Annotated in this window: 28 protein-coding genes and 3 pseudogenes; 18 read left to right on the top strand and 13 right to left on the bottom strand. The window is 49.3% G+C overall.

The features are described 5' to 3' along the window. Positions 1-21: 21 nt before the first annotated feature. On the bottom strand, positions 22-981 hold the full coding sequence (locus A1830_RS17665) for a polysaccharide deacetylase family protein (protein WP_067709305.1): 960 nt from the start codon (positions 979-981) through the stop codon (positions 22-24). Between the two features lie 385 nt (positions 982-1,366). Here A1830_RS17665 and A1830_RS17660 point away from each other — a divergent pair, with 385 nt between their 5' ends. The 8 genes from A1830_RS17660 (at position 1,367) to coaD (ending at position 9,740) form a co-directional block, all read left to right on the top strand. After that, positions 1,367-2,455, top strand: a complete 1,089-nt coding sequence (locus A1830_RS17660; protein WP_067709302.1) for a glycosyltransferase — start codon at positions 1,367-1,369, stop codon at positions 2,453-2,455. A gap of 246 nt (positions 2,456-2,701) precedes the next feature. Continuing rightward, positions 2,702-3,805 (top strand): glycosyltransferase family 9 protein, encoded by a 1,104-nt coding sequence (locus tag A1830_RS17655; protein WP_067709300.1) that lies wholly within the window; start codon positions 2,702-2,704, stop codon positions 3,803-3,805. Between the two features lie 2 nt (positions 3,806-3,807). Next, the gene (locus A1830_RS17650; RefSeq protein WP_073981046.1) at positions 3,808-4,809 is read left to right on the top strand and encodes a glycosyltransferase; all 1,002 of its coding nucleotides are present in this window, start codon (positions 3,808-3,810) and stop codon (positions 4,807-4,809) included. A 70-nt stretch (positions 4,810-4,879) separates the two neighbouring features. After that, positions 4,880-5,971, top strand: a complete 1,092-nt coding sequence (gene rfaQ / locus A1830_RS17645; protein WP_369815721.1) for a putative lipopolysaccharide heptosyltransferase III — start codon at positions 4,880-4,882, stop codon at positions 5,969-5,971. Then, a complete protein-coding gene (locus A1830_RS17640) occupies positions 5,964-7,097 on the top strand; it encodes a glycosyltransferase family 4 protein (RefSeq protein WP_067709296.1) in 1,134 nt (377 codons plus the stop codon). Before rfaQ ends, A1830_RS17640 begins: the two co-directional genes overlap by 8 nt. Positions 7,098-7,200: 103 nt before the next feature. After that, entirely contained in the window at positions 7,201-8,475 is a 1,275-nt protein-coding gene (waaA, locus tag A1830_RS17635; RefSeq protein ID WP_067709293.1) for a lipid IV(A) 3-deoxy-D-manno-octulosonic acid transferase, read from the top strand. Beyond that, on the top strand, positions 8,476-9,264 hold the full coding sequence (locus A1830_RS17630; protein ID WP_067709291.1) for a glycosyltransferase family 2 protein: 789 nt from the start codon (positions 8,476-8,478) through the stop codon (positions 9,262-9,264). It begins immediately after the preceding gene. Next, entirely contained in the window at positions 9,261-9,740 is a 480-nt protein-coding gene (coaD, locus tag A1830_RS17625) for a pantetheine-phosphate adenylyltransferase (protein WP_067709289.1), read from the top strand. The genes A1830_RS17630 and coaD overlap by 4 nt, the downstream gene beginning before the upstream one ends. A gap of 23 nt (positions 9,741-9,763) precedes the next feature. Here the strand turns inward: coaD and mutM are convergent, their stop codons facing one another. The 4 genes from mutM to radC form a co-directional block, all read right to left on the bottom strand. Beyond that, positions 9,764-10,573, bottom strand: coding sequence for a bifunctional DNA-formamidopyrimidine glycosylase/DNA-(apurinic or apyrimidinic site) lyase (gene mutM / locus A1830_RS17620; protein WP_067709287.1), 810 nt, complete (start codon positions 10,571-10,573; stop codon positions 9,764-9,766). Positions 10,574-10,666: 93 nt separating this feature from the next. Further along, positions 10,667-10,834 (bottom strand): 50S ribosomal protein L33, encoded by a 168-nt coding sequence (gene rpmG / locus A1830_RS17615; RefSeq protein ID WP_001051798.1) that lies wholly within the window; start codon positions 10,832-10,834, stop codon positions 10,667-10,669. 16 nt (positions 10,835-10,850) lie between these two features. Further along, complete coding sequence (gene rpmB, locus A1830_RS17610; protein WP_004154798.1) at positions 10,851-11,087, bottom strand: 50S ribosomal protein L28; 237 nt, start codon at positions 11,085-11,087, stop codon at positions 10,851-10,853. Positions 11,088-11,369: 282 nt separating this feature from the next. Next, positions 11,370-12,041, bottom strand: a complete 672-nt coding sequence (gene radC, locus A1830_RS17605) for a RadC family protein (protein WP_067709453.1) — start codon at positions 12,039-12,041, stop codon at positions 11,370-11,372. Between the two features lie 195 nt (positions 12,042-12,236). On the opposite strand from radC, the gene coaBC reads away from it, so the two are divergent. The 3 genes from coaBC (at position 12,237) to slmA (ending at position 14,603) form a co-directional block, all read left to right on the top strand. Beyond that, a complete protein-coding gene (gene coaBC, locus A1830_RS17600) occupies positions 12,237-13,451 on the top strand; it encodes a bifunctional phosphopantothenoylcysteine decarboxylase/phosphopantothenate--cysteine ligase CoaBC (RefSeq protein ID WP_067709284.1) in 1,215 nt (404 codons plus the stop codon). Then, a complete protein-coding gene (gene dut / locus A1830_RS17595) occupies positions 13,429-13,887 on the top strand; it encodes a dUTP diphosphatase (protein WP_067709282.1) in 459 nt (152 codons plus the stop codon). Before coaBC ends, dut begins: the two co-directional genes overlap by 23 nt. Positions 13,888-14,006: 119 nt before the next feature. Beyond that, the gene (slmA, locus tag A1830_RS17590; RefSeq protein WP_067709280.1) at positions 14,007-14,603 is read left to right on the top strand and encodes a nucleoid occlusion factor SlmA; all 597 of its coding nucleotides are present in this window, start codon (positions 14,007-14,009) and stop codon (positions 14,601-14,603) included. A 33-nt stretch (positions 14,604-14,636) separates the two neighbouring features. On the opposite strand, the gene pyrE is transcribed toward slmA, so the two are convergent. Next, a complete protein-coding gene (gene pyrE / locus A1830_RS17585; RefSeq protein ID WP_067709278.1) occupies positions 14,637-15,278 on the bottom strand; it encodes an orotate phosphoribosyltransferase in 642 nt (213 codons plus the stop codon). A 53-nt stretch (positions 15,279-15,331) separates the two neighbouring features. Next, entirely contained in the window at positions 15,332-16,048 is a 717-nt protein-coding gene (gene rph, locus A1830_RS17580) for a ribonuclease PH (protein ID WP_067709276.1), read from the bottom strand. A 254-nt stretch (positions 16,049-16,302) separates the two neighbouring features. Between rph and A1830_RS17575 the strand changes: the two genes are divergently transcribed. After that, positions 16,303-17,487, top strand: a complete 1,185-nt coding sequence (locus A1830_RS17575; RefSeq protein ID WP_067709451.1) for a NupC/NupG family nucleoside CNT transporter — start codon at positions 16,303-16,305, stop codon at positions 17,485-17,487. A gap of 39 nt (positions 17,488-17,526) precedes the next feature. Here A1830_RS17575 and A1830_RS17570 read toward each other — a convergent pair whose 3' ends face one another. Then, positions 17,527-17,946, bottom strand: coding sequence for a DUF3574 domain-containing protein (locus A1830_RS17570; protein WP_067709273.1), 420 nt, complete (start codon positions 17,944-17,946; stop codon positions 17,527-17,529). Positions 17,947-18,197: 251 nt separating this feature from the next. On the opposite strand from A1830_RS17570, the gene A1830_RS17565 reads away from it, so the two are divergent. After that, positions 18,198-19,061, top strand: coding sequence for a YicC/YloC family endoribonuclease (locus tag A1830_RS17565; RefSeq protein ID WP_067709271.1), 864 nt, complete (start codon positions 18,198-18,200; stop codon positions 19,059-19,061). A 364-nt stretch (positions 19,062-19,425) separates the two neighbouring features. On the opposite strand, the pseudogene A1830_RS22305 reads toward A1830_RS17565, so the two are convergent. Then, a pseudogene (locus A1830_RS22305) lies at positions 19,426-19,882 on the bottom strand (integrase core domain-containing protein). Between the two features lie 761 nt (positions 19,883-20,643). Here A1830_RS22305 and A1830_RS17550 point away from each other — a divergent pair. Continuing rightward, positions 20,644-21,960, top strand: coding sequence for a hypothetical protein (locus A1830_RS17550; RefSeq protein ID WP_067709267.1), 1,317 nt, complete (start codon positions 20,644-20,646; stop codon positions 21,958-21,960). Between the two features lie 23 nt (positions 21,961-21,983). Here A1830_RS17550 and A1830_RS17545 read toward each other — a convergent pair whose 3' ends face one another. Genes A1830_RS17545 through A1830_RS17530 form a run of 4 tightly spaced genes read right to left on the bottom strand, consistent with a single transcriptional unit; the run spans position 21,984 to position 24,509 of the window. Continuing rightward, positions 21,984-22,508, bottom strand: coding sequence for a GNAT family N-acetyltransferase (locus tag A1830_RS17545; RefSeq protein ID WP_067709264.1), 525 nt, complete (start codon positions 22,506-22,508; stop codon positions 21,984-21,986). Positions 22,509-22,524: 16 nt separating this feature from the next. After that, a complete protein-coding gene (locus tag A1830_RS17540; RefSeq protein ID WP_067709262.1) occupies positions 22,525-22,938 on the bottom strand; it encodes an ASCH domain-containing protein in 414 nt (137 codons plus the stop codon). Further along, complete coding sequence (locus tag A1830_RS17535) at positions 22,916-23,980, bottom strand: acetyltransferase (RefSeq protein WP_067709260.1); 1,065 nt, start codon at positions 23,978-23,980, stop codon at positions 22,916-22,918. Before A1830_RS17535 ends, A1830_RS17540 begins: the two co-directional genes overlap by 23 nt. Beyond that, positions 23,973-24,509, bottom strand: a complete 537-nt coding sequence (locus A1830_RS17530; RefSeq protein ID WP_067709258.1) for an ATP-binding protein — start codon at positions 24,507-24,509, stop codon at positions 23,973-23,975. Before A1830_RS17530 ends, A1830_RS17535 begins: the two co-directional genes overlap by 8 nt. A gap of 265 nt (positions 24,510-24,774) precedes the next feature. On the opposite strand from A1830_RS17530, the gene A1830_RS21745 reads away from it, so the two are divergent. The 4 genes and pseudogenes from A1830_RS21745 to A1830_RS22300 all read left to right on the top strand — a co-directional run. Next, the gene (locus A1830_RS21745) at positions 24,775-25,002 is read left to right on the top strand and encodes a hypothetical protein (RefSeq protein WP_231877662.1); all 228 of its coding nucleotides are present in this window, start codon (positions 24,775-24,777) and stop codon (positions 25,000-25,002) included. A 455-nt stretch (positions 25,003-25,457) separates the two neighbouring features. Continuing rightward, positions 25,458-26,284, top strand: a pseudogene (locus A1830_RS17520) (YPO3983 family protein). After that, positions 26,274-26,738 (top strand): DUF943 family protein, encoded by a 465-nt coding sequence (locus A1830_RS17515; RefSeq protein ID WP_067709254.1) that lies wholly within the window; start codon positions 26,274-26,276, stop codon positions 26,736-26,738. Before A1830_RS17520 ends, A1830_RS17515 begins: the two are co-directional and overlap by 11 nt. A gap of 116 nt (positions 26,739-26,854) precedes the next feature. Beyond that, a pseudogene (locus A1830_RS22300) lies at positions 26,855-26,975 on the top strand (IS3 family transposase); the annotation flags it as partial.

The raw sequence follows: 26,975 nt of genomic DNA, 5'->3' as shown, positions 1-26,975 counted from the left end.
GACTGGATGCCATGCGGCTCATTATTGTGGTTTTGTTTGCGCAAATTCTGCGAGGGTCATTCCCTGGGTCCGATGGTGCAACCAGCTGAACAGCGTCTCCAGATCGTCATACAATCGATCAATATCACCCTCGTTCTTAAAGGTTGGGCTGCCGTCTGGCATAAACTCCGACGAATGCAGCATAAATTCAACGTAGTCCGCACCTTGCGCCAGGGTCTTTTCCGCCACCGCGATCATCTGCTGCGCATTGCCTCCGGTCGGGCGCAGCCAGTAGACTGAGGGGCTGCGTTGCTTACCGCGAAGTTTGTCATAGCCCTGCTTAAGGCTGTTCATTAACCCCGAATGTTTATAGTACGTGGTCATGGGAACTTCCAGCAACGGTGAGTTGCCGGGCCGCGAAATATCATTGATATCAAGATAATAAGCATCACGCGGGAAGTGGGTATAATCGGTACCACCCTGCCCCTGCGGGGCACCCGGCGAGAAGGTCCAGTTCACGCGTGGGGTCACCGAACAGTCAACGCGGTATCCCAGTTCGATCAGCAGCCGGGCATACGCTTCGTTAAACGCCCAGCGGCCTGCGCGGTGGCTCAGCATTTTTGTCTGAAACGTCTCTTCCAGCAGGTCGGTCATATAGACGACTTTGCTGCGCATTTCCTCAGCGGGATATTCGATCAGATAAGGCTGAAAACGCCAGTCATCATCGGTCAATGGACTGACGGGCGGGCTGTTCCACGCATGTAAGTGCATACCCACCTCCCCCTGACCACGGGCAATCACATCGCGGGCGAAATCGATATAGACGGGGTCGATGGCCATTTCATAATTGGTCAGCCAGGTCGGCTTGAAGGCATACTTCTCGCTAATTTGCTGGAATCGGGCAAGATATTGCGCGTTTTTGGTCGTAACGTTCCCGGAACGATTACGCCATAAATTATCGCCTTCAGTATCGATAGTAATAATAAATGCTGGTTTCTTCATGCAGATTGCAGGCTCCGTGGTGACCTTGCGGCTATGTTACGCAGCAGCAATGAGAACCGCAAAGAGATTTGCTGAGCTGGCTCACAGGCGGACAGGATTCCAGGTAGCGCTATCTTTATTATTTTTCTAAGATAGCCTCTACATCTAAAGCTCACTCTTTATAAGCAAGGACGCACTGACAGCGCTAAAACAGGCTTCAGACCAGTATTAATGCGGTGGGTATGGCGCCACATCGCNCCTCTACATCTAAAGCTCACTCTTTATAAGCAAGGACGCACTGACAGCGCTAAAACAGGCTTCAGACCAGTATTAATGCGGTGGGTATGGCGCCACATCGCAGCTATCTTCTCTTTTTAAGGGTAAAAATTTGTCCAAGCGCATTTTGATGATCATTGATGGCCTGCCGGGCGGGGGAGCCGAGAAGGTGGTTCTGACGCTTTCAAAAGGGCTGATTGAGCGCGGGCATCGGGTTTCGCTGTTTTCACTGCGTACCGTGTGCGACTACAGCATTCCTGAGGGGCTTGATTATCAGGTGATAAAAGATCGCTGCAAAAAGCCCTGGCGCAAGCTGACTGAGCTTAACCGCCGTGCCGCAGGGCTCGATCGCGCCATCAGCGAAGCAGAGAAAACGGGCGGTGCTTTCGATCTGGTTGTCTCGCATCTGCATAAAACCGATCGTATCGTCAGCCGTTCCAGGGTGCTGGATGCCGATAAAACCTGGTTCTGCCTGCACGGGGTCTTCTCCGCCTCTTACCTGGGCCACCGCAAAGGTTTCTCGCGCTGGTTAAAAAAGCGTAAAACCCGCTGCGTCTATCAAAACCGCAACCTGATTGGCGTATCTCAGTATGTGATGGACGATCTCAAAAGTGCTTTTTTGGTAAGACCGAAGCGCGAGCGTGTGATATCTAATCCCTTTGACTTTGACGTCATTGAGCAGCTGTCGCTACAGCCCTGTAGCATGGAAGGAAAAGAGTACCTCATCCACGTTGGACGTTTTCACCAGACTAAACGCCATGACCGTCTGCTGCGGGCCTATGCCCAAAGTGGCCTCTCTGCCCCACTGCTGCTGATTGGTCAGGGGAACCCTGAAATTACCGCAAAAATCAAAGGGCTGGTCACTGAACTGGGGATTGAAGACAGGGTTATCTTTAAAGGCTTTATGGACAATCCTTACCCCTATATACGCCAGGCAAAAATTTTAGTCGTCAGTTCAGATAGCGAAGGTTTTGGCAACGTCCTGGTTGAAGCGCTGATTTGTCACAGTCCGGTGGTCAGTACCCGCTGTCCTGGCGGTCCGATAAGCATCCTGACCGGCGATCTTGCTCGCGGCCTTGCTGATATGAGTGAAGCGTCGCTGGCCGCGACGCTCAGGGAAGTTTGGTTCAACCCTCCCGCGGTGAATGCGCTGGACCTGCAGGCTTACACTATTGAAACAGTTTGCCAACAGTACCTTGATTTAATTAACCCAGACTAACAACACGCTGGCAGAAGCTTCCCTAAAACTCATTTAAAATGATGATACTGCCACCCGAAAGCGACTCCTGTTTATCCGGGATGAAGAGAACAATTTGTTTATTCAATACCTAAGGTTTTGGCCCATGATAACGCTCACACGCAGGAACGGCTATCTGAACTCTTATTACCAGATTCCAGCGATGGGGCACGCCTGTATCCCTCTGCACGCAGGGACAGGCAGCGGTACGTTCAGGGAGTTGGGAGCGTGAATTATGTTCTGCTCTTTATCCTGCTTCTTCCTTTGAAGCTGGCATTAAAGCTGGTGCAAAAGAAGACGGCACGTAATCTGGTTATCCAGACGGCGAAGATTGGCGATTTCGTCAATATTACGCCGCTGCTAAGCCATCTGAAGCACAGTGATGCCCTGCTGAGCCGTTCTGTCGCGCCGCTGGCACGGCATGATGCCACGCTGGATGAGATTTTTTATATCGAAGAACATAAAAGCAGCACGCTGAGTAAGCTTAAGCTCGCCTTCATGCTGATGAATCGCTATGAAAATATCTATCTGTTACAGCCTAACAACGCCAATCTGTTTTTTGCCGCCTGCTGCAACGCGGGTAATAAGCAGTTTTTGTCGATGTACCGTCGGAAGTGGTATCAGCAGCTATTTTATCTGACCGCCAGCGGCACGGTTGAGCATACAAAAACCACGCTGACCCTGGAAAACTACCTTAAGCTGGCTGACCGCTCTCTGACGCGTGCGAGCTATCCTAAGCATGCCACGCTGCCGCTGCTGAAGCCGCAGGATACGCCCGAGGAGATTTTCCGCACGGATCGGATAAAGATTGGTATCAGCATTTCCGCTGGGAATCAGGCGAAAACGATCCCTCCGGCCATCTGGAAGCGTCTTTTTGAGCGACTGAGCGATCTGCCCTGCCTGTTTTATGTTTTCGGCTCGCCTGAAGAACTTCCCCGGCTGAACGCGCTCTATGAGGCGATCGATAACGCCGATAACATCGTGAATCTGATTGGTAAAGTGTCACTGGAAGGCCTTCCGTGGGCTATCAGCAACATGGATTTTTATGTCGCATCCGACTCAGGCAATGTTTACATCGCAGATTCGCAAAACGTGCCGGTTATTCTGATTTACGGCCCCTGCTGCGTTGAAGAGCAGCGGCCGCTGGGTGACGTTTTACTGATTGGCCCAAACCATATCTCACCCTCGTCTTTTGTGTTTCATGCGCTGTATGCGTTTAACCACCCCGTCGAGCAGCTTTTTGAGCTTGACCCGCGAAAGCTTGATGATATTTATCATTTTATCAGTGCCAGAAGCCCCCTCCTGGCCCAGGAAAAGAAGACGTTACCCTGAGTATGAATCCGCATTCTGAAGCCCCCGCCCCGCGCCTGAGCGTAATAATCCCGATGTATAATGCAGGAGAGAGTTTTCAGGCCTTTATGTCGTCCCTGCTGGCTCAAACCCTGGAAGACCTGGAGGTGATCATCGTTAATGATGGATCCACGGATCGGTCTGCGGAACTGGCCCATCGCTATGCCGCAGACTATCCACACGTTCAGGTGATCGACCGTGAAAACGGCGGTGTATCAAGAGCCAGAAATGACGGCCTTGCCGCTGCGCGTGGAAAATATGTCACTTTCCCGGATGCCGACGACACGCTCTCACCTGAGATGTACAGCACCCTGGTCAGCATGGCAGAACGGGACGACCTGGATGTCGCACAGTGTAATGCCGAGCGGGTGTTCTGGGGAGGAAGTGAAGCCCGCCCGCTTATCCCTCTCGAGCGGTTGGGGTCGACGGAAGTTCTTAGCGGCCCGGCATGGCTCAGCAGGGCGCTGGCCAGCAATCGTTACCTGCATGTCGTCTGGCTGGGCATTTACCGCCGTTCGCTGATTGAGCAGCTCAACCTGCGCTTTGAACCCGGTCTGCACCATCAGGACATTCCCTGGACGACCGAACTGATGATGAACGTTCAGCGGGTGCGCTATATCGATACCGTCCTGTACCGTTATTATGTTCATGACCAGTCGATCAGTAATCAGACGCGCACCGGCCAGCGTAATGTCGAGTATCAAAAACATTACATGAAAATTGCGCGGATGCTGGAAGAGATTAACCAGCGCTACCGGCGCAAAGTAAAAATTTACCCCGAGTTTCATCGGCAGGTGACAAAAGAGGCGCTCAGCGTCTGTCACTCTGTGCGCCGTGAGCCGGAAGAAGCGGCTCGCCAGGCAATAATAGCGGACCTTTTTGCTACCGGTACGCCTGGCCGCATGCTGCGGAACGCGCGGGGTATTCGCCAGTGGTATCAACTGCTGCTCTGGCTTTGCCGAATTTACCGCTGGCGTCAGCGATAGCGTCGTGCCGCGCTGGCTTTCCCCCTCGCGGCGTTTGCCTTACAATCGGCTCACTTCCTTTTGAGATTTCATGAGTATGCCAACGCCTCAAACGATCCCTGACGCCTTTGTGCCGCAAAATATACTGCTGATCAAGCTGCGTCACCATGGTGATATGCTGCTCACCACGCCGGTTATTCAGGCGCTTCATCAGCGCTATCCCCATGCCAACATTGATGTGCTGCTTTATAAAGAAACCCTGCCCATGCTCAAGGCGCACCCGCTGCTCCGCCATCTGCATTTTATTGACCGCAACTGGAAGAAAGAGGGTGGCGTAAAGCATATTTCTCATGAAATCGGACTGATTAAGACGCTCCGGCAGTGTCGTTACGATCTGGTCATCAACCTTGCAGACCAGTGGCGCAGTGCGATTATTACCCGAATGACAGGCGCAAAAGTCAGGATTGGCTTTGATTATAAAAAACGGCGTAACGCCCTCTGGCGGCATTCCCATACCCATCTGGTCTCCACCGACCGCCATGCGCAGCTGCACACCGTCGAACAAAACCTGGCGGCGCTGGCTCCACTGGGGATCGCCCCTGAAGGCTGGTCGGCGGCGATGCATTACAGCGAGGCGGACTGGCAAAAAACGCGGAGCACGCTTCTCGCATATCAGCCGGTGGAAAGGCCCTATATCGTGATTCAGCCGACTTCGCGCTGGACCTATAAGTGCTGGGAAGACGATAAGGTCGCCGGACTGGTCGATGCCCTTAGCGATGACAGCAGCGACATCATTCTTACTGCGGCCCCGGACAAAAACGAGCTGGCGATGATCGAACATATTCTTTCGCTTTGCCACGGCCGCCGGGTTATTTCGCTGGCAGGCCAGCTGTCGCTGCCGCAGCTGGCAGCCCTGATCGACCATGCCAGACTGTTTATCGGCGTGGACTCAGCGCCGATGCATATGGCTGCGGCGCTGAATACGCCGTGCATTGCGCTGTTTGGCCCTACCAAGCTCACCCAGTGGCGCCCCTGGGGAAATAATAATCGGGTCATCTGGGCGGGAGACTATGCGCCCCTGCCGTCGCCTGACAGTATTGATACCAAAACGAAACTCCGCTACCTCTCCGCGATACCACTTGATGAAGTTGTCGCTGCCGCAAGGAAATATCTGGATGAATAAAGTCAGACTGGCAATCGTTCGGCAGAAGTATCGCCCCGACGGCGGCGCCGAACGTTTTATCGCCCGCGCGCTGGAAGCACTGGACGACAGCAGCCTTGAACTGAATATCATCACGCGCGACTGGCAGGGAGAACCCCGACCAGACTGGCACCTGCATATCTGCAATCCTAAAAAGTGGGGCCGCATCTCGCGCGAGCGGGGCTTTGCCGAGGCGGCTCGGGCCTGCTGGCAGCGCGAGCAGTTTGATATCGTACAGAGCCACGAGCGCATCAGTGGCTGTGATATTTTTCGCGCGGGCGATGGCGTACACCGCGTATGGCTTGCGCAGCGTGCCAGAATCGTTTCACCGTTTCAGCGTCTGCTAACCCAGGCCAGTGCCTATCATCGTTACGTTATGGCCGCCGAGGAGGCGATGTTCCGTTCGCCCTCGCTGAAGAAAATCATCTGTAACTCGCAGATGGTGAAAAACGATATCATGCGCTGTTTTCAGGTGCCGGAGGAGAAATTTGCGGTTATCTATAACGCTATCGACGCGCAGCGTTTCCAACCCGCCACCCGCGAACAGCGTCAGCAAATGCGCGAAAAACTGGGTCTGCCGGAGCATGCCAGAGTGTTTATCTACGTTGGATCGGGCTTTGAACGAAAGGGTTTAAAAGCCTGTATCGAAGCGCTTGCGCCGACTGACGCCCATCTGCTGGTGATCGGACAGGACAAACATCAGCCTCGTTACGCTGCGCTCGCTCAGCGTCTGAACTGTGCGGATCGCATCCATTTTGCCGGCGTGCAGCATGAGGTGATCCCCTTCTATCATGCCGCCGACGCGCTCATGCTGCCAACGCTGTACGATCCTTTTCCCAACGTCATTCTGGAAGCGATGGCCTGCGGCCTGCCCGTAATCACCAGCTTCACCTGCGGCGGTGCAGAGTTTATTGTTGAGGGTCAGCAGGGATTCGTTTGCGATGCGCTGGATGTTCCGGCACTGACCCGGGCCGCAAACGCGATACCGCTGCGAACGGCAGACAGCCGCATGGGTGATGCAGCGCGTGAACGGGTGCTACCCTGCTCGCCTCAGCAGCTGGCGGGCCAGCTTAATGCGCTCTATCAACAAGTGCTGCAACAGCGCTGATGAAGTTGTGTGAGCGGGAGCAACTTATCTGCTAACATGCCCTATTACTTATCTTTTTTGATACTCTCTGGCGTGGGTCGCTGCGCACATTGTAAATACTGTGATGACAACACTCTATACCGTCCTGCTCTACCTCATTCAGCCCCTAATCTGGCTTCGCCTCTGGCTGCGTGGCCGCAAAGCCCCTGCTTACCGCAGGCGCTGGGCCGAACGCTACGGTTATTGTGAAGGTAAAGTGCTGCCAGACGGCATTTTACTGCACTCGGTTTCCGTCGGCGAAACGCTGGCCGCCGTGCCTCTGGTCAGAGCCTTACGTCATCGCTACCCTTCGATGCCGATCACGGTTACCACCATGACGCCGACCGGCTCGGAACGCGCCGCCTCTGCGTTTGGTACCGATGTCCACCACGTCTATCTGCCCTACGATCTGCCTGGATCGATGAACCGCTTTCTGGATAATACCCGCCCCCGGCTGGTCATTATCATGGAAACCGAGCTGTGGCCGAATATGATCTCCCTGCTGCACGCCCGCAAAATACCGCTGGTGATCGCCAATGCCAGGCTCTCCGAACGGTCGGCAAAGGGCTATAAAAAGCTGGGCAAATTTATGCAGCAGCTGCTGCAAAAAATTACGCTGATTGCGGCGCAGAACCAGGAAGATGGCGATCGCTTTGTCAGCCTGGGGCTTAAACGCGCTCAGCTGACGGTAACCGGCAGCCTGAAGTTTGATATCTCCGTTACGCCGGAGCTGGCTGCCCGGGCGATCACACTTCGCCGCCAGTGGGCGCCTCGCCGTCCGGTCTGGATAGCGACCAGTACGCATGAGGGTGAAGAGAGTATTATTCTGGATGCGCACCGCAAGCTGCTGGCCCGCTTCCCTAATTTGCTGTTAATTCTGGTGCCCCGCCACCCCGAGCGCTTCTCAACTGCCCGCGAACTGACGCAGAAGGCAGGTTTAAGCTATACCCTGCGCAGCAGCGGCGAGATCCCCTCCGGCAGTACGCAGGTCGTGATTGGCGACACCATGGGCGAGCTGATGCTGCTTTACGGCATCGCCGATCTGGCCTTTGTTGGCGGTAGCCTGGTTGAGCGGGGCGGGCATAATCCTCTGGAAGCCGCCGCACATGCGCTGCCGGTGCTGATGGGTCCACATATCTTTAACTTCAAGGATATCTGCGCCAGACTGCAAAATGCTGACGGCATGATAACCGTTACCGATGCTGACTCGCTGGATAAAGAGATTACTACGCTGCTGACCGATGAGGATTATCGTCTGTACTATGGTCGACATGCCGTGGAGGTGCTTCACCAGAATCAGGGAGCGCTGCAGCGTCTGCTACAGTTACTCGAACCCTATTTACCACAGCGGAATCACTAAATGTCCGATCGCCAGGCTCTTTCAGTGGTATTGATCGCCAGGGACGCCGCCGGGCTACTGCCGGAGTGTCTGGAATCCGTTAGCTGGGCCGATGAGATTATCGTTCTTGATTCGGGCAGCAGTGATGACACACCGCAGATCGCCGCCAGGCACGGTGCCCGGGTATTCCAATCAGGTGAGTGGCACGGCTATGGGAAACAGCGCCAGCTGGCGCAGCGCTACGCCAGTCACGCCATGATTCTGATGATCGATACCGATGAGCGCATTACGCCGACTTTGCGTGAAGCTATCGAATCCGTTTTGCAGCAGCCCGCTTCGGCGACGGCCATTTATAGCCTGGGCAGAAGAAACCTTTTTCTGGGGCGCTTTATGCGCCACAGCGGCTGGTATCCCGATCGGGTGACGCGCCTGTATCCCGCCAGCTATCAGTACAATGATAATCAGGTACATGAATCGCTGGATACCCGGGGGCAGAAGGTCATCCCGCTTAAGGGCGATCTGCTGCATTTAACCTGTCGTGATTTCTCTGCCTTCCAGTGGAAGCAATTTGCGTATGCAGAGGCCTGGGCAAAACAGCGTCACCAGCAGGGTAAACGCTGCGGCTTTATGTCGATTTTTACCCATACTCTGGGCGCATTCCTGAAAACGCTGCTGCTTCGTGCCGGTTTCCTGGATGGCAAACAGGGCTGGCTGCTGGCGATGGTCAACGCACAGTACACCTTCAATAAATACGCGGCGCTGTGGGCGCTGAATAACTCTTCTCACGCTTCCAGCAAGGGTGGCCTATGAGCAGCATAAAAGCGATTTACCCTGGCACCTTCGATCCGATGACTAACGGCCACCTCGACATTGTGACGCGCGCCGCCCGAATGTTTGACAGCGTTATCCTGGCCATTGCCGTCAGCCCGCATAAAAAGACGCTGTTTTCGCTTGAGGAGCGGGTCGCACTGGCACAGGAGGTGGTGGCACATCTACCGAATGTCGACGTGGTGGGATTCAGCGATCTGATGGCGAACTTTGCCCGCGACCGCCAGGCGCACGTGCTTATTCGTGGGCTGCGCGCCGTATCTGATTTTGAATATGAAATGCAGCTGGCGCGGATGAACCGGCATTTGCTATCAACGCTGGAGAGCGTGTTTATGATGCCGGCTGAAGAGTACTCTTTTATCTCTTCCACTCTGGTTAAAGAGGTCGCGCGGCACAAAGGCGACGTCAGTGCATTTCTTCCTGCACCCGTTTTAGCCGCGCTGCTGGCAAAGCTTTAACCGGCTAAACCGCCGCGAACAGGTTATTTCTGGCAGGTTGGGCAGTAAAACGTGCTGCGCTGGGCGTGCTTCGTACCCTTAACGGGCGTACCACATACCCGACAGGGCTCGCCCGCCCGCCCATAGACCTGAAGCTGCTGGGCAAAATAGCCGGGCTTGCCATCGGTCTGCAAAAAATCACGCAGCGTTGTTCCCCCCTGCTCAATGGAACGCAGCAGCACAGCCTTGATGGTGCTGACCAACAGGTCGGCTTCGTCCGCAGTTAGCGACATCGCCTGACGATCGGGGTGAATACCGGCGGCGAACAGGGATTCGCTGGCATAGATATTGCCTACCCCCACCACCAGCTTATTGTCCATCAGCCAGGGTTTAACCGGCGTACGCTTGCCGCGCGACTTATCAAACAGATAGCCTGAGGAAAAATCTTCACTGAGCGGCTCCGGGCCAAGATGAGCCAGCACGTTGCTGGCGGTAAGATCGCTGCTCCAGAGCCACGCGCCAAAGCGCCTCGGGTCGGTATAGCGCAATATCCTGCCATTGCTCATCACCAGGTCTACGTGGTCATGTTTAGCCGGTGGCAACTCTTCAGACAGCACCCGCAGACTACCGGACATTCCCAAATGGATAATAATCCAGCCATGGGGCAGCTCCAGCAGCAAGTACTTGGCCCGCCGCTGTACGCTCAGCACAGGTTGATCGCTAAGCCGATGGATCTCTTCAGAGACGGGCCAGCGCAGCCGCCCATTGCGCACAATAGCGTGAAGAATGGTGGCACCCACCAGATGGGGTTCGATACCCCGTCGACTGGTTTCTACCTCAGGTAACTCCGGCATGGCCTCGCCTCCCGTGCTGCGTTGATGGTTGACCGTCTCACAAAAACAAAAAACCCCGCCGGGGCGGGGTTTTTCACTATCCACTAAAACCAATTACTTGATTTTAGCTTCTTTATAGATCACGTGCTGGCGGACGACTGGATCGAATTTCTTCAGTTCCAGTTTTTCCGGCTTAGTACGCTTGTTCTTCGTGGTGGTATAGAAGTGACCTGTACCAGCAGAAGAAACCAGCTTGATCTTCTCACGAATACCTTTAGCCATGTTTCAGTTCCTTACCTTAGTACTTCTCACCGCGGGTACGCAGATCGGCCAGAACCGTCTCAATACCCTTTTTATCAATTACGCGCATGCCTTTGGCAGAAACACGTAGTGTAACGAAGCGCTTTTCGCTCTCAACCCAAAAACGGTGAGAGTGCAGGTTCGGCAGGAAACGGCGTTTCGTCGCGTTCATTGCGTGGGAACGGTTGTTACCCGTCACCGGACGCTTGCCAGTTACTTGGCAGACTCGTGACATGTCTATTCTCCAAAAATCAAATCAGCTCGAGCTTTAAAAAAAAGGTTTTGGCCGCCTCGTCAGGCTCATAGCCCATCCAGGCGAGTTCAATGCGAACCCGCTGAGCAGGCCCAAATGCCAAACCCGAGATTCTCAAAGGTGGCGTAGTATACGCCCTGCGGCGGCGCTGCTCAAGTCCCGAACAGATAAAGATCCCTGCGGATCGTGCAAAATTACTGCATTTGAACGTTAAACGGACGCCGGACGGCCTCTTCGCCGCGGGCAGGACAGCATTTCTCCAGGCTATAACCACCCTTTTTCAGCAAATGAAACGTATTCGCCGCGCCCGATCACCATATGGTCCAGAACCCGAATATTGAAAAGCTGACAGGCGATGACCACCTGCTGGGTCACATCCCGATCGGCCGGGCTGGGGCGCGATACGCCAGACGGGTGGTTGTGGGCAAGAATTAATGCGGCCGCATTCAGCCTGAGCGCATCACGCACGATTTCCCTGGGATGCACTTCAACGCTGTTGAACGTGCCCGCAAACATTTCACGGGCCTCAATAACCCGGTGCTGATTATCAAAGAAAATCACCATGAAGATTTCCCGCTCACGGTGCGCCAGCGTACTGTGAAGGTAATTAAGCAGATCGCTGGAGCTGGTGACGCTATGATGGTCGAGCGCATCGTTGCAGGTAAAAAAGCGGCGGGCCAGCTCTGCAATTGCATTGAGCTGCGCATACTTAGCCGTTCCTACGCCCTTTATATGTTGAAACGCCTTTTTTTCAGCCGTAAGCAAACGATAAAGCGATCCGAATTCCTCAAGAAGCTGCGAGGCCAGGGACATAACGTGTACCCCTTCCACCCCCGTTCTTAAAAAAATAGCCAGTAATTCAGTGTCCGTTAACTCTGCCGCCCCGCCCTGCAACAATTTTTCTCTGGGTGGAACACTCTGCCATTGCTTTTCCATCTGCATCCCTCCTTCCTGTGCCGCCAAAATCATGGCATTATATACAGTACTTTCCAACCTTCCTGGCGCATTTTATCGAGCTGTCTCACAGCAATAGTGCCTCTGCAAAAAGGACGGTGGATGGGATTGTGATAAAATACGCAAATTCTGGCGCTATGCAGTGCGCTAATCTGACTCAACAGGGCGGACGTCAGTATGATGGGATTAACGGGCAAGCACATTGTTCTGGGCATAAGTGGGGGGATTGCCGCCTACAAAACGCCGGAGCTGGTCAGGCGGCTTCGCGATCGCGGCGCCCAGGTTCGGGTGGTTGTCACTGAGGCGGCAAAAGCCTTTGTGACCCCGCTCAGCCTGCAGGCGGTGTCAGGATATCCGGTTTCCGACGATCTGCTCGACCCCGCCGCTGAGGCAGCAATGGGGCATATTGAGCTGGGAAAATGGGCCGATCTGGTCATTCTTGCACCCGCCACCGCCGATTTGATTGCCCGCCTGGCGGCCGGGATGGCAAACGACCTGCTGAGCACGGTATGTCTCGCTACGGCAGCGCCCATTGCGGTTGTTCCGGCGATGAATCAGCAGATGTACCGCGCCCTGCCTACTCAGCATAACCTGCAGGTGCTCGCCGCTCGGGGCCTGCCAATCTGGGGGCCAGAGAGCGGCAGCCAGGCCTGCGGTGACGTTGGCCCAGGCCGCATGTTAGATCCGCTGGCGATTGTAGAAGAAGCCGTTAACTGGGCTTCTGACGTCGTCGATCTGCAACATCTCAATATTATGCTGACGGCGGGGCCAACCCGTGAGGATCTTGATCCAGTGCGGTTCATAACTAACCACAGCTCGGGTAAGATGGGCTTCGCTATTGCAGCAGCGGCAGCGAAACGAGGCGCAAACGTCACGTTAATCGCCGGTCCTGTTGCGCTGGATACCCCGCAGCAGGTGACGCGCATTGATGTGAATACCGCTCTGGAGATGCAGAAGGCCGTCATGGATCGCGCTGCCGGACAGCATATTTTTATCGCGACGGCGGCGGTTGCCGATTACCGTGCGGCTGAGGTCGCCGTGGAAAAAATCAAAAAGCAGGGTGATGAAATTACCCTCAAAATGATAAAAAACCCTGATATCGTTGCAGGCGTTGCGGCCATGAAGGACAACCGCCCCTTTGTAGTAGGATTTGCCGCTGAAACCCACAATGTGGAAGAATACGCCCGACAAAAACGAGTAAGCAAAAACCTGGATGTCATCTGCGCCAACGATGTATCGAAGGCCGGGCAAGGTTTCAACAGTGATAACAACGCTCTACACCTTTTCTGGCAGGGAGGCGATAAAGCCTTACCGCTTAGCGATAAGTCGCGCCTTAGCCAACAGTTACTGGACGAGATAGTCAGCCGTTATGATGAAAAAAATCGACGTTAAAATAATCGACCCGCGAGTCGGTAAAGATTTCCCACTGCCAACCTATGCCACATCCGGCTCAGCGGGCCTTGACCTGCGCGCCTGTCTTGATGAGGCCATCCAGCTGGCGCCGGGGGCTACCACGCTGGTGCCGACGGGTCTGGCTATTCACATTGGCGATCCTCAACTGGCGGCGGTCATTTTACCCCGCTCTGGTCTCGGCCATAAACATGGCGTGGTGCTGGGTAACCTGGTGGGGTTAATTGACTCCGATTACCAGGGACAGCTAATGGTTTCCGTATGGAACCGCGGACAGAATGCTTTTACCATCGAACCGGGCGAACGCATCGCTCAGATGGTATTCGTTCCGGTCGTACAGGCTGAATTTAATCTGGTAGAAGATTTCGATGCCAGCATTCGTGGCGAAGGTGGCTTTGGCCATTCAGGACGTCAGTAGCATCGCCTCATCCGCTCCTATAGCGATTAACTTGTCTTTATTCCACCGTGAGCATGTTGCTCACGGATGTTGCGTGGCAATTTGCCGTTCAAGGTGATATTTCAGGGGTCTTACAGGACATGGCAGAAAAAAAGAGTGCGAAAAGGAATCGTCGCGAGGAAATACTGCAGGCTCTGGCGCAGATGCTGGAATCCAGTGATGGTAGCCAGCGTATAACTACCGCTAAACTCGCCGCGAACGTTGGCGTTTCTGAAGCGGCACTTTACCGGCATTTTCCCAGCAAAACCCGGATGTTTGACAGCCTGATCGAGTTTATCGAAGACAGCCTGATTACGCGCATCAATCTGATACTCAAGGACGAAAAAGAGACGCTGCCGCGGCTGCGTCTGATAATCCAGCTGATTCTGGGCTTTGGTGAGCGTAATCCAGGTTTAACCCGTATCCTGACCGGTCATGCACTGATGTTTGAACAGGATCGACTGCAAAGCCGCATCAATCAGCTGTTTGAACGCATTGAGGTTCAGCTACGCCAGGTACTGCGCGAGAAGGTAATGCGTGAAGGGGAAGGTTTTATAACGGACGAGAACCTGCTGGCAAGCCAGCTGCTGGCCTTCTGTGAAGGTATGCTTTCCCGCTTTGTGCGCTCCGGTTTCCGCTACCGGCCCACGGTTGACTTCGATACCCGCTGGCCATTGCTCGCCTCGCAGCTGGTGTAGGCTTTTACGGGCCAGCATCGCTGGCCCATAAAATCAGATACCGTATTCTTTACGGTAGGCGCGTACCGCCACCAGGTGATCGGCCAGCTCGGGCTTCTCTTCCAGGTAAGTAATCAGCTCTTTTAGCGTGATAATCGAAATCACCTTACAGCCGTAGTCGCGTTCCACTTCCTGGATAGCCGACTCACTGCCGCGCCCGCGCTCCTGGCGGTCGAGAGAGATTAACACTCCGGCCAGCGTAGCCTGGTGAGCCGCAATAATTTCCATGGATTCACGAATCGCGGTTCCCGCAGTGATCACATCATCGACCAGCATAATTCGCCCCTGTAGCGGGCTACCGACCAGCAGTCCTCCCTCACCATGATCCTTTGCTTCTTTACGGTTAAAGCAGTAGGGAACATCGCGGTCATGGTGATCGGCCAGGGCGACTGCCGTCGTGGTGGCTATCGGGATCCCTTTATAAGCGGGGCCAAATACCAGGTCGAAATCAATACCGGAGTCAATCAGGGCCTGCGCGTAAAAACGCCCCAGCAGGGCAAGGTCGCGACCGGTATTAAACAGGCCCGCATTGAAGAAATAGGGGCTTTTACGCCCTGATTTCAGCGTGAATTCACCAAACTTCAGCACCTGCTTGTTGATGGCGAATTCGATAAATTGGCGCTGCCAGGCTTTCATGTCTCGATCCTCACATAGTCATAAAAAAGGCGACCCTGTGGCCGCCTGAAATATCAGTCTGTTAGCGCGGCTTTCTGCGCCTGAATAAGGGTGTCAATACCGCCCCGGGCCAGTGCGAGCAGCGTTAACAGCTCCTCATGAGTGAAGGGCTCACCCTCTGCGGTGCCCTGCACCTCAATCATGCGGCCATCTTCAGTCATCACCACATTCATATCGGTTTCAGCAGCGGAGTCCTCTACGTATTCCAAATCACAGAGCGCTTCACCCTTCACGATCCCTACGGATACCGCCGCCACCATGCCTTTCATCGGATTGGCTTTGAGTTTACCAATGGCCACCAGATGGTTAAGCGCATCCGCCAGCGCAACGCAGGCGCCGGTAATTGATGCGGTACGCGTGCCGCCATCCGCCTGCAACACATCACAGTCGAGGGTGACGGTAAATTCGCCCAGCGCCTTAAGATCCAGTGCGGCGCGAAGGGAGCGCGCGATCAGTCGCTGAATTTCAAGCGTACGACCACCCTGCTTACCTTTGGCGGCTTCACGCGCGTTGCGACTGTGCGTCGCGCGTGGCAGCATGCCGTACTCGGCGGTGACCCAACCCTGTCCCTGACCTTTCAGGAAACGGGGTACACCCTCATCAATAGTGGCAGTGCACAAAACTTTAGTATCACCGAATTCGACCAGAACAGAGCCTTCTGCATGTTTGGTATAATGACGGGTCAGTGTGACGGGACGCACCTGCTGTGCGCTTCGGCCTGCTGGACGCATGGTTTCTCTCCGGCTAGCAAAACATGATTGGCTGCGCATTATACGGATTTCACCCTCCGTTGCCTATGGCGATGGGCGCCAGGGTGGGTTTTCTCTGCCGCCCAGCAAAGGTTGCCTCGTTTTTTACCTGAGAGACAGGCTGCTCAGCCTGTTTCTCTTCATAATGCGAGCCTTCTCGTACGATGGGTGAAAAACGCCTGAAAGTGTGGCTAAATGCAGCCCATCTCTCTTCCTGCATGCTGGAACGCGTTTTTATGGCTCAAGTCTTACACTTTATTCTGGCCCTGGCCGTTATCTTTCTGCTGGCGTTACTTTTTAGTCACGACAGAAGGCAAATCCGGCCGCGCATCATTATTCAGTTAATTGTGATTGAAGCCGCGCTGGCGTACTTTTTCCTTCATGCCGCCAGTGGCCTGACCATCGTCACGGCCGTCTCCGGATTTTTTGAAACGCTGCTTAAATTTGCGGGCCAGGGTTCAGAATTTGTTTTTGGCGGGATGAGCAGTCAGGGCATGGCCTTTATCTTCCTCGGCGTACTCTGCCCGATCATATTTATCTCAGCGCTGATTGGTATTCTTCAGCATTTACGCATTCTGCCGATCCTGATCAGGCTGGTGGGGACCCTGCTCTCGAAGATCAACGGCATGGGTAAGCTGGAGTCGTTTAATGCGGTCAGTACGCTGATCCTCGGCCAGTCAGAAAACTTCATCGCCTATAAGGGTATTCTCGCGGACATTTCATCCCGCCGTATGTACTCCATGGCGGCCACGGCCATGTCGACCGTATCGCTGTCGATTGTCGGTGCCTATATGTCGATGATCGATCCGCGCTACGTGGTCGCCGCGCTGATACTGAACATGTTTAGCACTTTTATTATTCTGTCGATTCTGAACCCGACGCCACAGAATGACGAGCCAGAGATCAGGCTGGAGAAGCTGCACGAAGACCAGAGTTTCTTCGAAATGCTCGGCGAGTATATTCTTGCCGGATTTAAGGTCGCGATGATTATTATGGCGATGCTGATTGGCTTTATCGCGCTGATCGCCGCGGTGAACGCGATGTTCTCTGCGCTGTTTGGCATCAGCTTTCAGCAGATCCTGGGCTACGTTTTTTATCCCTTTGCGTGGCTGATTGGCATTCCTGCCCCGGATGCGCTGCGGGCAGCCAGTATTATGGCGACCAAGCTGGTCGCTAACGAGTTCGTGGCGATGATCGACCTTAAGAATATCGCTGCCACACTCACGCCACGCGGTCTTGGCATCCTCTCGGTCTTTCTGGTCTCCTTTGCCAACTTTGCGTCAATCGGCATCGTCGCCGGTGCCATCAAGGGCCTGAACGAAAAACAGGGCAACGTGGTGTCCCGCTTTGGCCTGAAGCTGGTATATGGCTCTACCCTGGTCAGCCTGCTTTCAGCCGCCTTTGCCGGGCTGGTGCTGTAAACGGCCTTCCCCGGCGCTGCTACCGCGCCGGGGGACGCATCAGAATGATACGCAGGCAGGGACATCAACTCGCATTACCGACTCCTGCTGGAAGCGCTGCCTGTAGCGGGCGCGGAGCGCTTCAACATCCTGACTGCTCTGCTGCCCTGGCGTATAAATCAGCATTAACGCCTTGCTCTGTTCACGAGCAACCTGTCCATCCTCGCCCAGCCACTGCCCCCGGGCATCAAATACCGTCAGACCGTCTTTAAAGCGCGGCGTCACGTCAGCGTCAATAAATGACTGCCACTCCGCAGCGGTTACCGCCGGTCCATGCGGACGATTCATACCAAAGTAGAGGGTCGTCTGCACCATGCCATGCCCCACCGTGCAGGATTGAGCTGGCACAGGCTGATGGGCAGGCGACATACACCCACTTAACGCAAAAATTGACAGCATTGCCAGGGGCATTATTTTCATAACCTACCTCAGTGTAATTATTTCAGTTTAACCTGCGACGTCTGCCGCACGCCCCACGACGCCTGACGCCTGATGCCTGATGCCTGATGCCTGATGCCTGATGCCTGATGCCTGATGCAGAGCATATTAATTAACCTGAAATAAATTGCCAGATGATCGCGCTCATTTACCGTTGTTTGACTGAATGCCTGTTAAGGCATCCTCTGCGCCGCTATAATCCCCGTAACTTTTTCTGAACACGGGTACGCAACATGATCCGCAGCATGACCGCTTACGCACGGCGTGAAACCAAAGGCGAATGGGGCAGCGCAGCCTGGGAACTTCGTTCCGTTAACCAGCGCTATCTGGAAACCTATATCCGCCTCCCGGAGCAGTTCCGCGGGCTGGAGCCAGTTATCCGCGAACGCATCCGTAACCGCCTGACGCGCGGTAAAATCGAGTGCAATCTGCGCTTTGATGCAGACCCGAGTGCCCAAAGCTCGCTGGTATTAAATGAAAAGCTGGCCATTCAGCTGGTGCAGGCGGCTAACTGGGTAAAAATGCAGAGTGACGAGGGTGAAATTAATCCGGTCGACATTCTGCGCTGGCCCGGCGTGATGTCAGCTGAGGAACAGGATATTGATACCATTTCCGCAGAGCTGCTGAAGGCGCTGGAGATCGCGCTGGACGACTTTATCACCTCGCGCGAAACCGAAGGTGCCGCACTGAAATCCCTGATTGAGCAGCGCCTGGCAGGCGTCAGCGCTGAAGTCACCAAAGTGCGCGCGCAGATGCCAGACGTACTGAAGTGGCAGCGTGAACGCCTGGTCACCAAACTGGAAGAAGCCCAGGTCCAGCTGGACAGTAACCGCGTAGAGCAGGAGCTGATTATGCTGGCCCAGCGCGTTGACGTGGCGGAAGAGCTGGACCGGCTGGAAGCCCATGTAAAAGAAACCTACAACATTCTGAAGAAGAAAGAAGCCGTAGGCCGTCGCCTCGACTTTATGATGCAGGAGTTCAACCGCGAGTCCAATACGCTCGCTTCTAAATCGATTAATGCCGAGGTCACCACCTCTGCCATTGAGCTTAAGGTTCTAATCGAGCAGATGCGTGAGCAGATTCAGAATATTGAGTAATTTCCAACCCCATCCATAAAAACTCACAAGCCCATGTTAAATGGGCTTATTTATGCAATTTATTTTCCAGTAATGAACATATCTTTCCGCCAAAATCCACAATTTTGTGGAGAGTGGATTGGGGTGTAGTTTCCATTTACTAGTCAAAACGCATGAGTTATAAGTAACCACTCCCCGCTAAGAAAAAATAATCCATAACATGAAGGAGTTATCTTACTTTTAAGGATACATGCATGGGTTCACTAACCGTAAAAACTGCCCAGGCTCTTGTTAAAACGAGACAGCCCGGTAGATACAGTGATGGCGAAGGTTTGTATTTGAGGATTCCGCAGGAAGGTGAATCATACTGTAGTCCCTCCGGTTTTTAGTACCATCGCCAATGAGGATCTCCGGCCAGTTTTTCCCTCGCATAGATAACAGGTGGTATATCACCCAGAGAGCTATGCGGGCGTTCTTCGTTATATTCTGTACGCCATTCTTCTGTTAGCACGCGGATTTCTGACAGCGTTCTGAACAGATACATATCAAGTATTTCTGTTAGTAGTGTTTTATTAAATCGCTCGATAAATCCGTTCTGCATGGACCTCCCGGGCTGAATAAAATCGAGTATCACGCCGTGCATCTCTGCCCATTCTGATCTTACCCAGCTCTTTCATTCGTTTGATATCAGAGGACTCCATGCCGCCGTATTCAGATTTCCAGTTATAATAGCTTGCCTCCGACACACCGTTTTCGCGACACACATCCTTCACATGCCGACCCCCTTCAACTTCTTTCAGAACCCGCAGGATCTGAGTTTCAGTGAAACGCGCTTTTTTCATGATGAGCCTCCGTTGGTTGTATTTTAACCAGAGAACTCCATTATGCGGTAAGACTAAATTCAGGGGGGACTACACAGCGGTTGCAACGCCAATGCGTTCTGCCAGCTTCAGGGCCTCATCGCGGAATTCAGGCGTATGCTGCTTACGGGGGTTCTTACTGGTTGATACGGACTTTGTCATGTGAGCTACCTCTGGTTGAGAGTTTACTCACTTAGTCGCGTGTCTACGATTGGCGGATAAGATCATGCTTCACTGTCAGTTCCACCACATGTGGCCGAAAGGTGTTTAAACCATAAACTCAAAGGTGTCGAAGGCATCTATGACAGTTATGACTACTTAGAGGAAAGGAAAAAAGCCTTAGAAAGTATCGCAGAGAAAATAAAATTTATTATTCAGTATAATAACTAATACTTTTTTTAAATCACAAAATTTTGCTAAGAGTGCAGTCATTAGGAGTTAGCAAAACATCACTTAAGTCAAACTAATCAAAATCAGATAAGAAGATGTAAGTATATAACAAAAAAATATATATATCAAAACAAAGAACTTAACCCAAAAAAAATATAATATATTGATTTTTATGTCTTTTATAAAAAAAAGACTTTGATTAACAATAAAGAAAGATTTTGCAGAAATCATAATAAAATGTAATCATATTAATTAAGTTTACCTTTAAATTATTATAGTAAGCTCAAGAAAATCAATATTGCAACCTGATTAAGTAAACAATCAAACATAACATAAAATTTCAGAGACAAAAAATGAATAAAAAACATTCTTTTCCCGGAATCTTAGTAAGATATAAGTCTTCATCCGGAAATTGTTTTCATAGAAAAAACTGCACTTGCTTTTATCCCGGTAAAGATAATGCCGAGGAAAAAGAACAATCAATTATTAAAAATGCTTCCTCAAGCGAGGAAAGTGAGCAAGGAATTCGGAGTAAGGAAGATATCGACGGTGATAAAAAAGAAGAAGTAAAAGAACCCCATGAAATATATTTAGATGATGAACTCCATGTTAATTTATGGGAAATTGGTAATGATAATTCATCACCTTTCATGGATATTGGAGTAATGATCCATGACCATAAAGTAGTTGATGAAGTCGTAATTGATTTACCTTGGGAAGTGGATAGAAAAGATATTGTAGATCTCGGAGTAAAACTGAATAGTGAAAAAAGTGTAGCTGCGATATTTAATGAAGTAGTGCATTACGATAGTCTTGCTGAAGGCAATTTTACAAATATAAGCTTTAGGCGAAATGAAAAAGATAAAAAACCATTCTGTCTATTCCGTTTGAATCCTAAATCTTTTGAAGTAGAACCTATCACACTTGGTGATGACACAGTATGTTCGAGAGTTCTTATTAAGCTACCAAAATATAATGCAAATGCTCCTATTAAGGCTCAAAGAAAATCTGCTTATATACGGTTTCGCATAAAAAAAATCCCTACTGCTGTTTATACAGATCGATTTAAACAAATTGATAAAGCTTTGATTAGCTCAATTATTGACACACGAATTATTGACTTTAGAATAAATGTTTTAAGAGGTGTCCCTGAAGAGCTTATGCATAGTAATGACAACCTAACATTCCCATCAAAACTAAAAATAATTCATTGTTTTTTAACAACTATTAGGGATGAAGAGTGTGTCTCAGTCAGTAAGTATTACAATGGATATCGTTCTTTAGTTGATGAGGATATCTGGAATGAATATATTAAATTTGATAATTCAACAATAATCAAAAATGAAAAGACTATAAATAATCATTTGGGATATCAATGGACTGCGAAAGCGGACAAAGAAGAGTTCATTAAAGACTTAATTGTCTTAGGTCGCTTCTCTAAGAAAACATCTAACATTTGGTCAATATTCAGGTTTGTAGTTGTTGTGATTTTATTAGGGGCTATGGGAAGTGGAATATGGGAAACAGTAGGTATATTCTTTTCTTGGCCTATTAAGAATTTCTACGGAAACCCTGAACAATACAAAGGAGCTATCAACATTATTATATTAATGCTAACTGCTGCTGCTGTATACCTTATAATAAGGAATCATAGAAAAAAGGAAAAATAAAAAACGCATAATTAATACCGTTTTTATTTTAAAAGACCATTGAAACTAAGTTCGTTTTTTAATGGTCTATAATATTCATGATAATATTCCGAAAATTCAAAACCGTAGTATTTAAATATCTTTGCAAAACTATTTTTCTGTTCTTCAGAAATTGAGAGCAAAGGACTCTTGGTATTTAATAGATCAAAACTTTTTTCGAATAAGGATAATCCTATACCTGAACCTTGGAATTTAGGCATAACTTGTAAACAGCAGAGTTTTTTCTCGGCTAAACTATCTTTTAATATTGCTAATCCTGCCAAATCACCCTGTCTATATTCAAGGATTATTGACCTTTCTCCTGAAATAATACTTGGAATAACAACATTACTAACCCATGAATTGAATTCAGGATAAAAAAGACGGAGATCACCTAAAGTATCAATCAAAAAAGAATCGATTTTTCGAGGCATAGTTGGATCTTGAAGCAAAAAATCTCTGCCAATGAAATTGGGTCTACCAAATTCAAAAGGCGGGTCAACCATTTTCAATGGGGACTTTTTGATCATATGTAATTGCTCCATACTATATGTAATTAAACTCAAACTGACTCTGTTCAACCTCATTTCTAATATAACAAAATGACTGGGGCGGTGTCACTCTTTCTCCCAAGCTGTTTAGATCCATTGGTGTCTTAAAAACATTGACTTTCCCTATTGCAATTGCTACAGCTTTATTACGGCCTTCATAATAAGAATCAAAATATTTTTTGTCGATCCCAGCAAACGATTTTGTTAATTTCCAAATCAACTCAGGCGAACCTTCATGTATGTTGGTTACTTCAAATTCACCCACTAATTTACCGACTGGCTTAGTCGCATAAATCAGAACCTTCGTAATCCCTTGTTCAGAAAAGCTTACCTTTCTAAACTCAAACCTTTTTTCTCCACTGAGAATTTTATCAACATACTCAGGCTTAATCGATAATAATACCTTCATTAACTTGCCCTTCTCCCGCTATCCACCTAAACTGCTGTTCAGTTATCGAAATAAAATCCCATCGAGTTTTAGTGCTGATGCCACAATCATCCATTAATCGGCCTCTAATCAATCTTTTTCTGAGAGCACCATTATAAGTAAATTTAATTATATACCTTTTTTTCCTATTAGTAAAATAATCTTTCAATTCCTCTTTTTCAAAAACACTATATGGTTTTACATATTTCATGAATTCAGCTTCGGAGGAAAAAAATTTAATTTGTCTAACTTCTTCAATAACACCAATAGAAGATACAACAGATTTATAATATGCTCTTCCCTTACCGCCTTTATTTGTACGATAAATGCAAATCACATCTCCTTGCTTTAGATTTTTAGTTCTACTTATCCCGGATATATATATTTTGTGAATGCTGTTTGTATATGATATGTCATCTAATATATCATGACTTTCATTATTTAAGATTGAATCAGGAAGGAACTTAGAGTGATATTCCGGATATATAGCCAAAAGGTAAAATTTCTTATCTTTTAAATTCAGATGAGGAAAGTCCTTGATCACATCGCCTGTTATTACTTTTAGCTTCTTAACATAAACGTTCTCAATACCGTTTTTAGTGTTTTTTACCCCATGAATGATGAAGCCGTATTTCTCAAGGATTCTTATGAGAGGTTTTTCTCTTTCAAAAATGGTAACATAAATATAATCAGATTTTTCGTTAATTGCATGATCAAAAGTTTTTTTTAATAACCTTTCTCCTAGCTTTGTTCCATGGGCATTGATTTTGAATGTTCCAATTTTTAATATACTGCCAGCAGGTAGAGGCGGTTCGATATCATTGACTTTTTTCACCTCAGTTTTTAAATAAATGAATGCATCCAATAATTTGCTATTTTTTTTATAGAAAACATATGCTTTTTCATCTTCGTTGGCTTTTTGTGAAAACCATTCAGGAAACTCCCTGTAGCTTTCTTTTAAAGAGTCAAAAAAATCATCATTCAGATCCAAATCTTTAACATATTGATATTTAATATTACTCATCATTTGTCCCTAAAAAGAAAGATTTTGCTACAAAAGATTTAATGGCATCATATTCATTAACAAAGTGTGAGCTGAAAGGAATAATATTTTCTGTTGTATAGCTAATAGCCTGTTCTTCTTCAGTTTTTTGCAAATCAGATATAAAATCTTTACTCCACTTAACATCATCTCTGTTCATAAGCCTGTTGCATATTATCTCTGATTCTTCTTTTAACAACAATACGGCTTTGATACCCAACTTTTGTATAGATTTGAAATCAATTATTTCTATGTTGTCATTTTTATTACGAAGACAGAAATGCCCATCTAACATAAAATTCTCATCTGCTTTTTTATTTATAGCATTATAAAGATAATCTTGATTTTTTTTTATTTTCCCAGTTTTCTTATTTTTATCCCAAGTCGAAAAACCTTGTTCATTTTTTATTAGCTCACTCGCACTATAAAAATTCAATTTTAGGTCATCAGACAACTTACTGCATATAGTGCTTTTACCAACACCATAAACACCTGCAACCATAACAATCATATCAACTCCGGTGGTCAGTAGGATGGTTACCTTACAATCGATTTTAGCTTACAATAATATTTTTTAAAATGCATACTATACCTCTTAACCTTAGCAAGGGCTAACTCAGCGAAGTTGAGTTCCCCTTGTTTTTCTGCCCTTCGGCAGAAAAAGTAAGAACAACATCAAAATCATCACCTAAAGCATTGACACACATGCTTATTATGTTTGTTACATATGCACAGCATACGGACATGCTATAGCTAATTATCAAAAAGGAGTTGATATGGAAAAATTTAATAATATATTTGATGATGAGTTTCCTTCGTCCTTCAGCGATCATTCAAAAGCAATGAAATTGCCACCTAACCGCATTCGCAAACATACCGTAACGGGTCGCCTTAACGATTCTGAACTCAAGCGGGTGAATAACTCCCGAAACCAGCTCAGTAAAAACTGTTGGCTGAGATCTTCAGCTCTAGAGTGTAGTAGCATAGTGAATTTGGCCACCTGAATAGAGGTGATATCACCACCTCATAGTCAAAACAGGTGACATTATGACCGGACGTAACAGACGCAATTTTAGCCACGAGTTTCGCCTCGAAGCTGCCCAGCCTGTACTCGATCAGCACTACACCGTTGCCGCCGCTGCGATGAATGTCGGCAAATCCACGATNCGAGTTTCGCCTCGAAGCTGCCCAGCCTGTACTCGATCAGCACTACACCGTTGCCGCCGCTGCGATGAATGTCGGCAAATCCACGATGGACAAATACGAATGCCTCCATAACCAGCAACGCTATCAGCAATTCCTCCCGGCAGGTTTACAGTGTACAGACGTGCGGATCGACAACATTGAGTTCCAGACGCAGGCCACCTATGCAAAAGGACAACATTTACACTCTGACCTTTCACCGCGTATTATTCGCTGTGAGAACCACCACGGATGATGACACAAGGAATGTAAACTAATGGCCGCATTACAGTTTCCCAGTACCCTATTCAAAACCCAAAAGTGGATGGACGACTACAGCGCCAGTGATATGCGCNACAGTTAAAATCCCATTACCGACTGGATTACATCTCTGACCGGGTTGATCCTTACACCCTGACCCGGCGTTCTTCAATGGATCGTCCTCAGTCCATGTTTTGCTGTAATCTGCGCGGCCAGGGTGAAAAGATTACCCGCCAGCAGTGTGCCATAATCCTGTTTGATGAGTTTCGCTCGTTATCCCGCAAATTTTCCCTTTACGGGCCTTACAGTCACCTGATCGAAAAGATGATCACTCACATGCAGAACGGTAACGGTACGCCCTTTCGTGATGTGTCTCTGGACAGGGCATTGAAAGAACAGATTCTTAATGACAGGACAGACAACAGCACCTTTTTAAGAATTAAAAGGATTATCAGTAAAAATACAGATTGGAGTAATGGATTTTACCCTTCCGAAATGAAAGGGGAAATAACAAGAATAATATGTGATAGCAAGTTACCTAAATTTGACAGGTTCCAGGATAATTATAACGGTATGGGGATTACCGTTCATGACACTTGGGCAACGCATATCACTATAAAATCACTGCACATCGATAATAACCGTTACCGGGCAGTGGTGTATTACAAGGTGCAGGATCACTTTGGCCTCGATAGCGACGATATACTGAAAACTAAATTTAGCCAGTTCCATTTCTTCCGCATCTGGTTTGTTCTCCAGCGGTACAATCAGTTTGGCTTTAAGCCGTTCATGACCAATATAGAAGCCACCGTAGAGATTTCCGGGGGCCGTGATGAAAGCTAACCTTAAAAAAATTATGTCGGCTATTGTAATAACCAGCTGCGCGTTGGCAGGCTACTTTTGGTGGTTGGCCTCACGACCGGTAGAAATTATCGCTGTCCATCAGGAGGATAATTTTAGCGAGGTTTTAGTGAAAAACTTCCCTTTCACCGATAAAGCGAAGATACATTGGTGGCTGAAAAATAAAGACTCGTTGAAAATAAAATATAATATTCCCTCGCTTTCAGCCTCTGGTAATTTTTATGTGAATTTTTGGGATTTTGGCGATGGCTACAAAGAACAAGGGAAGTATGACCGCCGTTGTTTTGATGACATGAATACCGTTAAAAATTGCATAGATAAAAATGCCGTTTTTTCTGTCGAAAACAATAGAAAAAAAGAAACTTTATTTACAGTTTACGATGGAAGATATCGTATGGAAAAAAACGGTAAAATAATAAAACTTAAAGACGAATAGAACCGCTCTCCCTCGCGTGGGGACAGCAATAAAATCATCGGCGTTAAGTGGCATAGTGAATTAGGCCACCTGAATAGAGGTGATATCATCACCTAATAGTCAAAACAGGTAACATTATGACCGGACGTAACAGACGCAATTTTAGTCACGAGTTTCGCCTCGAAGCTGCCCAGCCTGTACTCGATCAGCACTACACCGTTGCCGCCGCTGCGATGAATGTCGGCAAATCCACGATGG

It is taken from the genome of Erwinia sp. ErVv1 (assembly GCF_900068895.1).
In the GTDB taxonomy this organism is placed as follows: Bacteria; Pseudomonadota; Gammaproteobacteria; order Enterobacterales; family Enterobacteriaceae; genus Erwinia.
This window is presented reverse-complemented; position numbering and strand designations above follow the sequence as displayed.